The following is a 15,087-nucleotide window of genomic DNA, read 5'->3' as shown; positions in this document are numbered from 1 at the left end:
GCGTTTCTCATTAAGCCGCAGAGCTGGCTACTTCAGGAATATGCACCGCTGCAAGCAGTGCGCGGGTGTAAGCGTGTTGTGCCAGCGTGGACATCTCTGCGCCGGGCAGCACTTCGACCATATCGCCGCGGTACATTACCGCCACGCGATGGGCAATCTGCCGAACCAGGTTCAGATCGTGGGTAATGAACAGGTAGGCGGTGCCATAACGGCGGCGCAGTTCCAGCAGTAGTTCGATGATGGTGGCCTGCACCGAGACATCCAGCGCGGCGGTAATTTCATCGCAGATCACCACGTCGGGCGGATGAGCAAACGCGCGGGCAATCGCCACGCGCTGTTTTTGCCCGCCTGACAAGGCATGCGGATAACGCTGGGCAAACTCTGGCGGCAGACGGACTTCGGTGAGCAGACGTGCCACCGCCTGCGCCAGCGTTTCACCTGCTGGCAGGCCATACAATCGCAGCGGGCGGGCAATGATCTCGCCAACGGTCATGCGCGGATTGAGCGAGGCGTCGGGATGCTGAAAAATCATCTGCACGCGACGGCGATACGCTTTATCCATCTGCGCTCGTCCGTATAGCGTCTGGCCGCAAAAATCGATGTTGCCGCTGAACGGCACCAGCCCGGAAAGCGCTTTGCCTAATGACGATTTGCCTGAGCCCGATTCCCCCACCACGCCGACAATTTCGCCCTGATGCAACGTCAGGGAAACGCCATTTGCCGCACGGGTGGTATTGGCTTCACGCCTGAACAGGCGATCAAGCAGTCCCGCTTTGCCATAGTCGATGGTAATGTCATTAAGCGACAACAGCGGCTGGCTGCCCGCGGCATCCGGCACCAGCCGATGCTGCGGATCGGGCACCGCGTTAATCAATCGGCGCGTGTAGCTGTGTTGCGGTTGGCTGAACAGACTACGGGTCTCTGCCTGCTCGACAATACGGCCCTGTTCCAGCACGCAGACCCGGTTGGCTACCCGGGAAACCAGCGCCAGATCGTGAGAGATATAGAGCGACGCCACGCCGGTCTCTTCGCGCAGTCGCTCATACAGATCGAGGATTTGCGCCGCACTGATCACGTCCAGCGCCGTGGTCGGCTCATCAAATATCAGGCAGTCGGGCTGGCAGGCAAAGGCGGTGGCAATCAGGATGCGCTGCTTTTCACCGCCGGAAACCTGATGTGGATAGCGCCGCATCATGCGTGCCGGCTGTTTGAGATCGACATCATGCAGCAGCGATTCGCCCAGCTCCTGGGCTTCCCGCGCCGATAAGCCGCGATGACGTCGCAGCACTTCTGTCACCTGCTCACCCAGCGTTAACGTCGGATTCAGCGATGCACTGGGATCCTGAAAAATCATTCCCAACTTTGCGCCGCGTAGCGTCATTAACGTCGCGGCCGATGCGCTGCGCAGGCTGTGGCCATTGAGGCGGATATCGCCCTGGCGTTCGTGCGCATTGCCCGCCAGCCAGCGCATGATCGCCCAGCCTAAGGTCGTTTTACCGGACCCCGATTCACCGACCAGGCCCAGCACATCGCCCGGCATAATCTGCATATTGATATCGCGTAGCACCGGCAGAAACCGATCGCGGGATAACGCGAAGTCAAGGCTGTAATTTTCTACGGCTAATACCGGCGCAGAATCAGTCATCAGTGACTCCCTGGATTAAGTACGTCACGCAGCCCGTCGCCGAGCAGGTTAAAGCCGATAGCCACCAGCGCAATCGCCAGGCCTGGAATCATCATCATCCACGGCGCGTTAAAGAAGTAGGCTCGCGCCTCCGAGACCATCAGGCCCCATTCCGGCTCGGGCGGCTGTGCGCCTAAACCGAGAAAGCTCAGCGTGGCGAAAAGCATGATGGCAAAGGCGACGCGAATGGTGGCCTCGACGATAATCGGCGCCAGTATGTTGGGCAGCATTTCCCGCAGAATGATGTAGTGGGCCGCTTCGCCCCGCGCGATGGCCGCGCTGATGTAATCCTGCTGGCGGGCGGCCAGCGCCACGCTGCGGGAGATGCGGACCATGCCCGGCACAAACGCGATGGTGATCGCCAGCACCGCATTGAGGCTGCTTTGCCCGAGCGTACTGACAATCAGCAGCGCAAACAGCAGGCTGGGAATTGCCATCACCGCATCCATGGTGCGCATCATAAACTCGTCCAGCTTGCCGCCCAGATAGGCGCTGGCCGTGCCAAGCACCGAGCCGATGATCATCGCCAGCGCCGTCGCCAGCAGCGACAGTAAAATGGTTGAGCGGGCGCCGACCATGACCCGACTAAAGATGTCGCGGCCCATTTGGTCGGTGCCAAACCAGTGCAATTCACCGGGCGGCTTATAACGACTGAGAATAGAGATCGATTCAGGATCAAAAGGGGCAATGTGCGCTCCGCCAATCACCATCAGCAGCGCCAGCGATAAAATCAGCACGCCAGCGGCACCCTGCGGTGAAGTGAGCAAACGTTTGAACAGGTCAGGCATAGGAGATCCGCTTATCGAGAACAACGTAGGCCAGATCGGCAAGAAAATTGACCACCGAATAGGTGGCAGCCAGAATCATCACGCCCGCCTGAATAGTGGGCAGATCGCGCGCCTGCACGGCGACAATCAGTTCACGGCCAATACCGGGAATCGCAAAGATCTCTTCCACCACCACAATGCCACCGAGCAGATAACCGACATCCAGCGCGACGATGGTGATGGTCGGCAACAGACCGTTGCGGAGCGCATGGCGCCAGAGAATACGCCGCCGCGATAACCCTTTGAGCCAGGCGGCGCGCACATAATCGGTTTGCAGCACGTCAACCATTTCCGAGCGCACCATACGGGAGACGTGCGCGACCAGAATCAGCGCGACGGTGATCGAGGGCAAAATCAGGTGCTGCACGCCGCTGACGACATTTTCACTTAGCGGCACGTAGCCGGTAACGGGCAAAATCTGCCAGACATCGGCAAAGAGCAGCAGCACCAGCGTGGCGGTAACAAACTCGGGAAAAGAGATGCCGATATAGGAGATGACGCTCACCAGCACATCGGCGGTCTTGCCGCGACGAACCGCGGCCCAGATACCGAGCGGTATCGCAATCACCAGCATCAGCAGCAGCGCGCAGGCCGCCAGCAGCAGCGAACGCGACAGGGCGGTAAACAGCGTGGGCCCAACCGCCAGCCCGTTGCGCATCGAGACACCAAAATTGCCCTGCAGCGCCTGCGTCAGCCAGTGCCAGTATTGCAGCCAGGCGGGGGCATTCAGACCCAGCCGCTCCCGCACCGCGTTCAGCGCTTCCGGCGTGGCGTTCTGTCCCAGCAGCGTCACGGCAGCATCTGCTGGCAGCAGTTGGGTAATGCCAAACACCAGCAGCGATACGATCAGCAGCGTATAAATCATCAACAGCAGTCGTTTGAGCAGATAGCTTGCGGTCATGTTCGCTCCTTACGCCGTGCGCACCGGCGCGTTAGCGGTGAGCCAGCTGTGATCGAGGCGGAATACCGCACCGCGCGGATGCAGCTGGTAGCCGCCAACGTAATCACGGCTGGCCGCGAGCAGGTCGAAAAACACAGGAATCAGCGAGGGAACCTCATCATGCATCAGCCGCTGCGCGGTGCCGTAAAGCGCGCCGCGCTGGGCGTCATCTTTTGTCTGCCGTGCGGCGCTGACCGCGCGATCAAATTCAGCGTTATTCCAGCGCGTTTCGTTCCAGGCGGCGGTTGAGGTATAAAGCAGCGAAAAAACCGCATCCTGGGTCGGCTGCATGTTGTAAAAGCCGACGTAGAAGTTGCCTTTTTTCCACACCTGATCGAGATAGGTGCTGTGTGCCATGGTCTGCACGTTGATACGAAAGCCACCCGGTTTGGCCATCTCACGCAGGGCAATGCCAAGCTGGGTGCGCGTGGCCGGTTTATCGGAGGCGATCAGCGTAATATCCAGACCATTTGGATAGCCAGCGGCTGCCAGCAACCCTTTGGCTTTGCCGTAATCCACCGCTTTTTTAGTCAGGTCAGCGAAGTAGGGGTAGGCGGCGTTAATCGGCGTATCGTTGCCCGGCGAGCCAAAGCCATCCGCAACAAAATCCACCGATGCCTGACGATCCACACACAGCGCCAGCGCCTGGCGCACGCGCGGATCGTTAAAGGGTTTCTGATCGCAGTCCATGTTGACGTTAAGAAACTGACCCGAAGCCACACGCAGCGGCAGCACGCCAGAAGAGGCGGACAGCCGGGCAAATTCGCTCGACTGCGCGCTGAGCATCAGATCGCTGTCGCCTGAAATCAGCGCCGAACTCTCCGCCAGGCCGTCGGGGTAGATCACCACTTCCACGCCATCAAGATAAGGGCGCGTCGGATCGTAATAATGCGGATTGCGTTTCACCACGATTTTGCGCTCCGGATCGTAGGAGACCAGCTGAAATGGCCCGGCACCGAACGCCGCTTTGGTTAGCGAAGCATATTGACCCTGCGCGATGGCGGCGGGGATCACTTTAGCTGCCGGATAGGCCAGCATCACCGGCAGGTCAGCGTAGGGCGAAGCCGTTTCAATCAACAAAGTGGTTGCATCTTTGGCGCTGACCCTGGCGATCGGGCCGATATTGTGCAGCGCCGGTGAGGCATTTTTCGGATCGAGTAGCGCCTGCAGGCTGGCCACCACATCGGCAGCGGTCAGTGGCGAACCATCGCTGAATTTCAGGTTGGGTCGCAGCGTGAAGGTCCACTGCGTCAGGTCTTCGCTGGCCTGCCAGGAGAGGGCCAGATCCGCTTCGGCTTTCATCTCCTGCGTCAGGCGGGTCAACCCGCTGTAAAGCAGTTCCGTCATCAGGTATTCCGGATTGACGCGCGCCTGATGCGGATGGAGCATGCTCACCGCCTGATCGACGCTAACGCGTAATACACCGCCGCGACGCGGTGAACCGCCGGGCGTGGCGCTGGCGGATTGGGCGGCAGACGCTGACAGTGACCAGGGCAACGTTGCCGCCCCGGTAAGTACGGCAGAACTGGCGATAAACTGACGGCGGTTAAGGCCTTTCATTGCGCGCATGTTCTCTTCCTCATTGGTGAGTTAATGACCCTGGGTTGGCTGAAAATCATCGGCGAGATACGCCAGAATGGACTGCGAAAGGGCAACAAGATCCGCCATCGTGGTGTATTCATCGGCGGCGTGCGTGCGGTTATCCGGGCGGGTTAGCCCACCCAGTAATATTTCCTGAATGCCAGCCTGCTGAACCCAGCCCATATCGGAGCTGGTGGACGATCCCCAGGGCGCAAACTCATCAGGCCTGAAGCCAAATCCCTGCGTCAGGGCGGCCTGCCAGCGTGGCCAGTGCGGTCCGCCGGGATCGGCGACCGGAGCCAGATGCCCAATCATCTGTTGCGTCACATCCAGCGCGCGGCTGTCGCGCATTGCACGATCGATGCAATCAGTCAGCTCCTTCCACACATCGTCAAAGGCTTCTTCCGGGGCGTAACGGCGGTTGATCAACAGCTCAAAACGTTCCGGAATGGTTGAGCCTTTGCTACCGCCCTGCGCCGCCGCCAGCGTCAGCAGAGAATTCAGCGGTTTACCGTTATAGTGCGGCGGGGCGGGCATGGCTGAGATGCGCTGTTCGACCTGCGCTTTCAAATCAGCCAGCGCGTTCATTAACGGCAAGGCCACTTCGATAGCGTTGATGCCGTGTCCGGGATCGCCGGAGTGCGCCGAACGACCGGTGATAATCACTTTACAATCGATGCTGCCAAAACAGCCTGACCAGATACGTGGCACCGCGCCGCCGTTGAAGCTGAGAAGATGGCCGTTGAACAGGTGCTGTTCCGCCAGATAGCGAATACCGGGATACAGGCCGCCTTCTTCATCGGTGCAGAGCAGAAAAACCGGGTTAAAGCGCAGAGGCAAACCGCAGGCCTGCGCCGCACGCACCGCCGCCAGCGCCGCGGCAATGGTGCCTTTCATATCTGCTGCGCCACGCCCAAAAAGTTTGCCTTCTGCCTGCGTCAGCGCCAGCGGAGGAAAACGCCAGCCGTCACCCGCTGGCACGGTATCGGTATGGAAATAGAGATTACAGTTTTCAGCCGCCCCGGCGTTCAGCGAAGCCAGCAGATTAACGCGTTCTCCCTGCGAGGTGCCATCGGGCGATCGCCACAAGGTTTCCGGCACGGAAACACGCTGAAGCGTGAAGCGCAAAGGTGCCAAAAGTCCGGCCATCAACTCGCAGAAATCGCCATAACCGGCACCCGGTGGAAAGCAGGTGTCCACGGCCAGCATGCGTTGTAATTCTTCTTTGATCTGCTCGCCGTCGCAGGCTATCAGCTCTAATGCTTTGTTTAATCGTGTATTTGTGGTCATAGCGCTTTCGCTTCTTGTATTTCTATATAGTTTATAGATAATGCAATTCAGCAACCGTGGTCAATCGGTAATCGAAAACATGCAAAAAAAATATGACGCAGGCGATGTTCCTCAATTTGGCAGACTTCGCGACAGCGAAGGTGCCCCGCTTTATGAAGTGGTTAAGCGCTATATCAGCGAGTCGATTTTGCAGGGCGAGCTGACCGCAGGCATGATCCTGCCCAGCGAAAACAGTCTGGCAGCGCGATTTGGCGTCTCGGTGGGTACGGTGCGTAAGGCGCTGGCGGCGCTCACCACCGAGGGAATGTTAATGCGGCGGCGTAAAACCGGCACCGTGGTGACCGGCTGGGCGCCGCTGCATAATCTCAGCCACTTTTTTCAGTATTTCCGTCTGCATGACAAGACGGGCGGGCTGCTGTTGTCAGAAACGCGGGTGCTGGATTATCAGCTGGGCGAGGCCAGCGACACGGAAGCTCGCCAGTTGCATATTGCGGCGGGTGATGCGGTGGTGCGGCTGAAGCGGTTACGCCGGGTCAAAGGGATCCCGGCAATGCATGAAACCTTGATCCTGCCTACGGCGCGGCTGGCTGATTTCCCACAGGCGAAGCAGTTGCCGCCGCTGCTGTATCGCTATTTATTCGAACGCTACGACATCCGTATTGCTGCGGTACGCGAGCAAATTACCGCGACGCTGGCCAACGAAGAAGATGCTGCGTTACTCGAACTGAACCTGCCGCACGCCATTATGGTGATTGATGAAGTGTCGTTTGATCAAAGCGCAGTGCCGGTAATTCTGGCGCATCATCGCTTCAGTACGGAGCATTTTATGTATGTGAATGAGGTGAGATAAAAGAGGCTATCCACCCGCCTCATCATAAACCGTGCTTTGCCTAAATCAGCAGCCATTATGCGCAAAAAGCAGGCATGCCCTGCGAAATCTGGGTAAGGAGATCGCTTTCGTTTTCGGCCTTATGGCGACACAGGCGGCGATATGGGTATTAATCAGGCAAACACACAGCTCAGGCTAACTTAGCGCGTCATCAGGATCGGAATCAGACTTTATCAATGTTATCCTTATTGATTGTGTTAGATATCAATGCGTTTTTGATTTTAGTTTTGAGGTTTTTGTATGAGTGAAATTCTGAGCAGCCTGAACAATCTTCGCACCCTGCGTGCCCATTCTCGTGACTACGCGCTGGATGTGCTGGAAGAGATGCTGCAGAAGTTAGAGGTGGTGGTCACTGAGCGCCGTGAAGAAACTGAAGCCCAGGAGGCTGAAGCGCGTGATAAGGCTGAAAAGCTGGCGATGTACCGCGAACTGCTCCAGGAAGATGGTATCAATCCGGCAGATCTGCTGAGCGGCATGGAAAAGCGTGGCAGCGACATGAAGAAAAAGCGTGCGCCGCGTCCGGCTAAATACCAGTACACCGATGCCAGTGGCGAAGTAAAGCAGTGGACCGGGCAGGGACGCACACCTTCAGCGATCAGGATTGCGCTTGAGAATGGCAAAAGCCTGAGCGATTTCATGCTGTAAGCAACGGCAGGCAGCGTTGTCGGCCTGCATTTTAGCAGCGCGTACAACGCTTCTCGCAGAGTGCTGCTGTTGGCACCTGCTGCATCTGCGCGTGGAATGAAAAGGCAATGAGCCAACCCTCATTTCGGCTCTTTCTGCGGCCCCCGTGCCTGTTAGCGGATGAAAAATCCTCATCCGCCTCCTTCGTAATGAACCGGTAAAACCCCGACAGGGCTATTGTTGATGTTCCATGCACAGATGCTGTTGGCTACGGCGCTATTGCCTGGCCATTTTCATCCAGCAAGGCGGTGAGCAGCGCGGTGCCATCCTCTGCTACTCGAAAAGATCCGTAACGCGCCCGATCGAAGCGTTTGCCTTGACCTTCCTGAAAGAACCAGGCATTGGTGCCAACGGTCAGCGTCCCGGCATTAATGTGATATTTCATCCGCAGCTGATTGGCTTTCAGTGGCGCACCCTGGTCAAACTGCGCCTGCGTGACCCGACGCTGCGCATCAATATCCACAATCAGGGTGCCGCTGGTGGGTGCCGGTATGAATCGGCTCTCCTGATGCCGCTGATAAAACGCCAGCTGTAACGGTTGAGTGATCGCATAATTGAGCGCCATATAATCACCCTGCATTAGCGAGCGCGGATCGACCGGAGCAAGGTCTAAAATCACCACTGCGCCCTGTTTCAACAGCCGCTCCTTTTGCCAGATGCTGATATTCACCGCCACCAGCGCCAGGACAATCACCCCTAACGCCAGCCATTTTCTCAGGTTACTGGTTTTCATAAACACTCCCGCTACGCGTCGGTAACGCCTTTTTGGCCGCAAAGGCCACCGCCAGCAACACTCCCCCTCCAATCAACAGCAGCACTGACTTATGCATTAAATTCACGCCAAGAAAGTAATACCAGCAAGAGACGTAGAGCAGCAGAAGACAAAACGCTATCCCGAGAATGCCCCGGCTGCCCTGAAAACGCGCCATCATCAGTAATGTCAGTCCCAGCCCAATACCCGGCGCATAAATTGCCGCGCCGCCGCATAATATCGCTGCCAGCAGCGGCAAAGGCGTTTTTTGTGTGAAGAACAGGTAGAGCGCGCTCAACGTTAAACCGGCCGCGATGCCCATGCCTGTGCCCGATTGCAGGCTAAAAAACGGCGATGTGCTCCAGAAGATATCTGCGATCCATCCAGCATTGATGGCGGTGAAACTGACGATGACCAGGCCCGCGGCAATGCCGTAGATTATCGGCAGCACAGCATTAGCCATCGGCGTTGCCTGTAATCTGAGTTGCTCTCTGACCATCCATAACCAGAACGCCACCAGGCCAGCCACCAGCGCCGAAAAGAGACCATATCCCGTAACCGGCGATAAATATCTGCTGGTGAGATCGTTCGCCAACAGCACGGCCAAAAACGTCATCGCGGTGATCGCCATAAACCGGTAAGTACGATCGGGCATCACAATGGCCATCACCATCAGCACCGGTAACGTACAGAGCGCCACCACAAGAAATGAGGATTCCCAGTCGGGGTCAACAAACAGATAGAGACCGACACAGAGCCCGCCGGTGGCGGCAATTGCCCATGCCAGCCCGATGTGATTTTTGCCTGCGCCTGCTGCGCGCAACAGCACGCTGGCCAGCGCAGCGAAAATCAGCGAAGGCACAATAAAGACCACGGCATTCGGCTCATCAAGTAAGCCCGTCATATAGAGAATCAGCGCCAGCAGCAGCAAAACGATGAGCGCTGAAACCCAACTGCCGAGGCCGAGTGCAAGCCGCAGATACCAGGGCAGTTCCGAGGTGTGATCGTGCAGCTGAAGTTCCTGCACCTGTGGGTAGCTCAGCAAATCATGCTGGCGTAATGCGGTTATCAAGCCGTTGAGTTCGGAGGAGGAGACATCAACCGGATCGCGTTCATACAGCTTGCGGCGCCAGTGCAGCAGCAGGGCACCGTTTGCCGCCAGCCACAAGGCCATCAGGCAACCCACTGCAAACAGGTCGCCTGTTTCCCAGGAGTTACTGAACAGATCCGCAATCAGCGTGCAGCCGGTGACCGCCAGGCTGACGATACCCAGCGTTAGCATGCCGAGATCCGGGAAGCGGTAACGGTAGAGGTAATAGCCCACCAGCAAGGTAATAAGCCAGAAGCCAGTGATTAGTGAAGTGTAAAATCTTTCGTTCCACTCAGAAAAATTCCCCATCACAATGGAAGCGATATGCCCGGCGGCGATCATGGTGAGCAGCAGCAACAGAAAGCCAGCCATGATGTAGCTGAACCAACGGCTTGCCAGCCAGCTTTGAGGATCGGCAGCGAGCGCCCGCTGCGCCAGCGTTTCCCGCAACACCAGGCACAGCGTCAGCACCAGCAAATACGCGTACATCGCGGTTTCGGGCAACCAGCCGAAGTGATTAAACATCAGGCTGTCCATGAACGTAGCAGACAACGTGACGTAGTAGAGGTGAAAGGCCAGATTGGCCACCAGCCAGCTGCAAAACCACAGGCTGTCCTGCCGCGCAATCAGCGCCAGCGGCACAAGAATATAAAGCCAGGCTCTGAACAGCTCCCAGCTGTTGGCACCGGTCTGATAGATCTGCCCATATAACGCAAACAGCGCGCCGAAGCTTAATCCTGCCGCCAGCAGCGCGCTGCGTGCCAGGCTCTGATACCAGCGCCACCAGACGATCACCGCCAGCGCAACAATCAACAACTCTGCCAGCGCGAACTTAGCCATTTTCGGCATCTGCGCCCAGTTCCAGGCGATGAAAAACAGGGCGCCGGCAACCAGCGAGAGTAAACCCAGCAGCGCCAGCAACGGGACAAGAAAAGCGCGCCACTGCGAGGCATTGGGCCGCACGCCCAAAAAGCGGTAAACCTGCTGGCCGTGGTCAGGCGTCAGGCTGCCCGCTTTTATCAGCCGCGCGGTCTGGCGCGCCAGGTACGCCGCCGCCCGTGTCGGCATCCAGCTGACATCGCCGACTATCGTATTATTCATAAGATCCCTGTTTTTATGGTTGTTCCGTTAATAATGCCTGCTGATACCTCACGAAGCCGCAACGGCCACGCCGTATCAGGATTCGCATTGAGGCAATAAACAGGTTTCGCCGGAAATATCTGGCAATCACAGCTTTCATACCAGTAAGGCACGATGGGTGCAATCAGCACGGTGGCCTATAATACAAGGTCAATGAATGTGTGAGCTGTGCAGCAAAATCTATTGCGGATATGACTGACGTAATAGTTGAACGTTCGACAAGGGTATTTGAAGGGTTAAGAGAAAAGAAAGGAAGCGAAAGGCGAAACACGAAACACATAGCATCATTTGATGCGGTGGTTACGTCTGGACATATCGCAGCCGGGCAGTTGCTTAATCACAGCGACAATGCTTTAACTGATATGCAATATCAGCAGGATAGTTACTGGCGTAATCACCCGACCGCCTCCTTTTCAGGCGTGTGCCACTCGCCGCTAATGTCCCGGCGATTTACCTGCAACGTGCATCAATTATCCGTTGATACATGTAGCCACCTGACTAAGCCCGCAGCGGCATCATCGATAGCATAAAGCCGTTGCGGCAAGCACTCTCAGCCCGCCTGCCACTCCGCAACCAGCGTACGGATAAGCACGGCGGCAGGCATTTCGCGGGCCAGCGTGGCACCCTGTCCGGCCCACTGCGCACCAAAGCCGTGGGCACCTTTTGCTGATGCGGCGGCGGCAATGGCTTTACCCAGCGAGTAAGTCAACGGATAAGGTGGAATGCTGTCGCGCGTGAAGACCTGAGCAAAATGGCAAAAATCATTATTAATGCATCTGGCGGGACGGCCAGAGATCGCCGTGGTCATGACCGTACTGACAGCCTGTTTGCTTTTCAGTGCCTGGCGATACGCGTCGTTTGCCGCGGATTCCGGGCACAGTATAAATGCCGTACCCATCTGCACGGCGTCGGCGCCCAGCCTTAACATGGCGTCGATGCCCGCTCCGTCCATGATGCCGCCCGCACCGATCACCGGCAGGTGCGAAGCCTTTTTCACGGCCTGCACAAGCGTAAAAGTGCTCAGCTGATCATCCGCTTCGTTAGGGCTGAACAGACCCCGATGTCCGCCCGCCTCGATCCCCTGCGCCACGACAAAATCGATGCCAGCCGCTTCTGCCGCCAGTGCCTCTTTCACGCTGGTGATGGACGCAAGCGTGACAATGCCCCGGCTTTTTAGCTGCCGCAGGACGTCGGCGGCGGGAAGGCCAAAGTGGAAGCTGATTGCTGCCGGTGCGGCGGCGAGCAGTACCGCCATCATTTCTGCATTGTTGTGAAAGGATTGATAAATCTCTGATAACGCCTCGGGCGGCTCGGCTTCATAGCGGCTAAACACATCATGAAAGCGCGCAATCCACGCCTTTTCCAGCGGCAGGTCACGCACCACAGGCGCATGACAAAACACGTTGACGTTGATCGGCCTTGGGGTCAGAGACACCGTTTTCTCGATCATGGTCCGCGCTTGATCGGGCGTTGAGGCGCCGACACTGATTGAACCCAGCGCACCGGCATTGCTAACCGCCGCCGCCAGTTCCGGTGTCGACACGCCCGCCATCGGTGCCTGAACGATCGGGTATTGCAGATTGAGCGCCTGGCACAAGGTTGCTTTCATGTTCTCTGCCTGATTGATTGCGGTAAGAGGGAAGATGGCTGGCTGAAGCATGCACACGATGAGCCGGATAGCTATTTGCCACCCTCCGTTAGATAGCGTTGTCGTCGTCGTGCTGCTAAAGAGGCTCCCTTTTTCGGGAGCCTTGAAGATTTACAACGACACGCCGCCGGTGCCGAACGCTTCGCTGTGAATATTTTCCTGGGGAATGCCGAGCGCCAGCAGCGCCGCGTGCTGATGCTGCATAAAGGGCACCGGACCGCACAGATAATAGTCAGCCTGTTTTGGCAGCAGGTGCGCGGGCACGTCGCTGAGATCAAGCCTGCCCAGCGTCTGATAATCCTTACCGCGTACGTCACCTTCCGATACTGATTCATAAGCCACATACAGGTGAAGATTGCTGTGATGTTCGGCAAGCTGCTGGATTTCGCGGCGCATGGCATGCACTTGCGGGCTGCGCGCGGCGTGAATGAAACTGATCTGCTTTTTACTCTCGGCTATCGCACCGGAAGGCAGCGTTTTAACCTCCTGCGATAATGCGCCGTTATCAGGCTGAGCATTGTCCGTGATGAGCTGGTTGAGCATAGCGATCATCGGCGTCAGGCCGATGCCCGCGCTGATAAGCACATTGTCACGATCGGGATTCACGAGGAAAAAGTTACCGGTTGGAGCGCTGACTTCCAGAGTATCGCCTTCAGCAATCACGTTGTGCAAGGTTGAAGAGACGTAGCCCGGATCCTGATTTTCCGCCCGCGAATCTTCACGCTTCACTGAAATACGCAGGTATTCTCCGCCAGGGCTGTCGGACAGGCTGTACTGACGCGGTTGTTTAATGCCGAGCGCCGGCACCATCACCCGCACGGTAATGTACTGGCCCGGCTTATAGGTCGGCAGGGCTTTGCCATCTTTGGGCATCAGATAGAAAGAGGTGATTTCGCTGTTCTCTTTCTCTTTCCGCGCGACAACAAAGTCACGCCAGCCCAGCCAGCTGCCCGGTGTTTTCTCCTGCTGCGCATAAAGGGATTTTTCCGTGGCGATGAAGAGATCGGCCAGCTGCTGATAGGCCGAAGCCCAGGCGGCAATCAGCTTATCTTCCATTGAAATGTTCAGCACCTCGCTGATGGAGTGCAGAAGGTTTTCACCCACGATATCGTAATCGGGCGCCTGAATATTCAGGCTGACATGTTTATGGCAGATCAGCTCAACCACCGGCGCGAGCACCGAAGGGTCGTCAATATTTTCGGCATAAGCCAGCACGGCACCCGCAAGTGCTTTAGCCTGCGCGCCGCTGCGCTGGTGGCCCATATTAAAGGTCTCTTTCAGCTGCGGATTATTCTTCAGCATGCGCTTGTAGAAATAATCGGTCAGCGCCACGCCATTTTCCCTGAGAACCGGAACGGTCGCTTTCACAAGATCTTTCTGTTCTGAAGTCACCATAGCTGTTCACCTCTGTTTAAAGTTGTATTTAAAATGCATGTTTAAAGAGTAGCGCTTTGGCCGGCATTTGTGAACATAAATCGTTGATCGCGCCGCGTAAAAGCGGGCAACGCATGGCAGCGGTTAAGATCGTAAATTAGCGTGTGTGTTGCCCTGCATTGCTGATCGGCAGCGTTCTTACACGAAATAACGGCTTTCAGGTAACAACTTACCCAATCGTGCCTCTCTGTTGCCTGAGCTTGCGATAGTGCTGTGGCGACATGCCAACATATTTATTAAAGGTGCTGTAAAAGCTGCTGCTGGAGTGGAAACCCGCCGTTAGCGCAATATCAAGAATGGATTTATCGGTATCGCTTAACAGCGCCCGCACATGATTAACCCGCATCGCCGTGATGTACTGCTTCATGGTCAACTGCATCACGCGCTGAAAGATGCCCATCGCATAGTTTGGGTTGAGCTTGACGTGTTCCGCCACGCTTTCAATGGTCAGCGGCCGATTATGATTGGCGCCGATAAATTCCAGCATCTGGCTGACATAAAAGCGGGCATGGCGCGAGACACTATTGCCGCTGCTGCGCGAGCGGGCGGTTTTATTGACCAGAATCGGCTGCCAGCCCGACAAGCTAAAGCGTTTGAGCATCAGCCCGATTTCATCAATCGCCAGCTGACGGATTTGTTCGTTTGGGCTGTTTATCTCCTGCTGCCAGCGGCGAACCTCAAACGGACTCAGCTGTTGAGCGGCGAGGGATTTAATCACCATGCCGTGCGTTACGTGATTGATCAGCTGTTTGTCCAGCGGCCATGAGAGAAACAGATGCATCGGCAGATTAAATATCGCCATATTGCTGCAGCTGCCCGGACAGGTGAGTTGATGCGGCGTACAGGCCCAGAACAGCGTGATGTGCCCCTGTTTGATCTGCACCACTTCATTGTTAATTAAATATTCCACGTCACCGTCGAACGGCACGTTCACTTCTACCTGACCATGCCAGTGGCAGGCATCCATATATTCCGGAATGCGCAGCTCAATATCCATGCGCTGGTATTCAGAATAGAGCGACAGCGGGCTGCGCGTGGTGCTGTCGGTACTGTTGCACATATGCGGATCGGGCGGCAGAGGCGCTGAGGTGAAATCCATGATGTTCTCCGTATCCTGAATTATCAGAAA

At 56.8% G+C, this 15,087-nt stretch carries 12 protein-coding genes; 2 read left to right on the top strand and 10 right to left on the bottom strand.

The window, feature by feature from the left end; translation table 11 throughout:
• Nucleotides 1–10: 10 nt before the first annotated feature.
• The 5 genes from EM595_RS18745 to EM595_RS18725 are packed head-to-tail and all read right to left on the bottom strand — an operon-like array spanning nucleotide 11 to nucleotide 6,322.
• Nucleotides 11–1,645, bottom strand: coding sequence for a dipeptide ABC transporter ATP-binding protein (locus EM595_RS18745; protein WP_067436419.1), 1,635 nt, complete (start codon nucleotides 1,643–1,645; stop codon nucleotides 11–13).
• Nucleotides 1,645–2,472: an ABC transporter permease gene (locus EM595_RS18740; RefSeq protein ID WP_067436416.1), complete on the bottom strand. Its 828-nt coding sequence runs from the start codon at nucleotides 2,470–2,472 to the stop codon at nucleotides 1,645–1,647. Before EM595_RS18740 ends, EM595_RS18745 begins: the two co-directional genes overlap by 1 nt.
• Nucleotides 2,465–3,412: an ABC transporter permease gene (locus EM595_RS18735; RefSeq protein ID WP_067436413.1), complete on the bottom strand. Its 948-nt coding sequence runs from the start codon at nucleotides 3,410–3,412 to the stop codon at nucleotides 2,465–2,467. Before EM595_RS18735 ends, EM595_RS18740 begins: the two co-directional genes overlap by 8 nt.
• 9 nt (nucleotides 3,413–3,421) lie before the next feature.
• On the bottom strand, nucleotides 3,422–5,020 hold the full coding sequence (locus EM595_RS18730; RefSeq protein WP_067436410.1) for an ABC transporter substrate-binding protein: 1,599 nt from the start codon (nucleotides 5,018–5,020) through the stop codon (nucleotides 3,422–3,424).
• Nucleotides 5,021–5,041: 21 nt separating this feature from the next.
• Nucleotides 5,042–6,322 (bottom strand): M20 family metallopeptidase, encoded by a 1,281-nt coding sequence (locus tag EM595_RS18725; protein ID WP_067436408.1) that lies wholly within the window; start codon nucleotides 6,320–6,322, stop codon nucleotides 5,042–5,044.
• 79 nt (nucleotides 6,323–6,401) lie between these two features.
• On the opposite strand from EM595_RS18725, the gene EM595_RS18720 reads away from it, so the two are divergent.
• Together EM595_RS18720 and EM595_RS18715 are read left to right on the top strand one after the other, a co-directional pair.
• Nucleotides 6,402–7,172 (top strand): GntR family transcriptional regulator, encoded by a 771-nt coding sequence (locus EM595_RS18720; RefSeq protein WP_067436405.1) that lies wholly within the window; start codon nucleotides 6,402–6,404, stop codon nucleotides 7,170–7,172.
• 279 nt (nucleotides 7,173–7,451) lie between these two features.
• Nucleotides 7,452–7,856, top strand: coding sequence for an H-NS family histone-like protein (locus EM595_RS18715; protein WP_067436402.1), 405 nt, complete (start codon nucleotides 7,452–7,454; stop codon nucleotides 7,854–7,856).
• A 247-nt stretch (nucleotides 7,857–8,103) separates the two neighbouring features.
• Here the strand turns inward: EM595_RS18715 and EM595_RS18710 are convergent, their stop codons facing one another.
• From EM595_RS18710 to melR, 5 genes are all read right to left on the bottom strand, one after another.
• Nucleotides 8,104–8,628, bottom strand: a complete 525-nt coding sequence (locus EM595_RS18710; protein WP_067436399.1) for a GDYXXLXY domain-containing protein — start codon at nucleotides 8,626–8,628, stop codon at nucleotides 8,104–8,106.
• Complete coding sequence (locus EM595_RS18705; protein WP_067436397.1) at nucleotides 8,615–10,837, bottom strand: DUF4401 domain-containing protein; 2,223 nt, start codon at nucleotides 10,835–10,837, stop codon at nucleotides 8,615–8,617. Before EM595_RS18705 ends, EM595_RS18710 begins: the two co-directional genes overlap by 14 nt.
• A 589-nt stretch (nucleotides 10,838–11,426) precedes the next feature.
• Entirely contained in the window at nucleotides 11,427–12,485 is a 1,059-nt protein-coding gene (locus tag EM595_RS18700) for an NAD(P)H-dependent flavin oxidoreductase (protein ID WP_067436394.1), read from the bottom strand.
• Between the two features lie 150 nt (nucleotides 12,486–12,635).
• Entirely contained in the window at nucleotides 12,636–13,916 is a 1,281-nt protein-coding gene (locus EM595_RS18695; protein ID WP_067437024.1) for a globin domain-containing protein, read from the bottom strand.
• A 211-nt stretch (nucleotides 13,917–14,127) separates the two neighbouring features.
• Nucleotides 14,128–15,057 carry a transcriptional regulator MelR gene (gene melR, locus EM595_RS18690; protein ID WP_067436391.1) on the bottom strand — a complete coding sequence of 310 codons (930 nt, stop codon included), beginning with the start codon at nucleotides 15,055–15,057 and terminating at the stop codon, nucleotides 14,128–14,130.
• Between the last annotated feature and the right edge of the window lie 30 nt (nucleotides 15,058–15,087).

This window comes from Duffyella gerundensis (assembly GCF_001517405.1).
In the GTDB taxonomy this organism is placed as follows: Bacteria; Pseudomonadota; Gammaproteobacteria; order Enterobacterales; family Enterobacteriaceae; genus Duffyella; species Duffyella gerundensis.
Note: the sequence above shows the minus strand (reverse complement) of the source record. Positions and strands in the feature narration are given on the sequence as shown.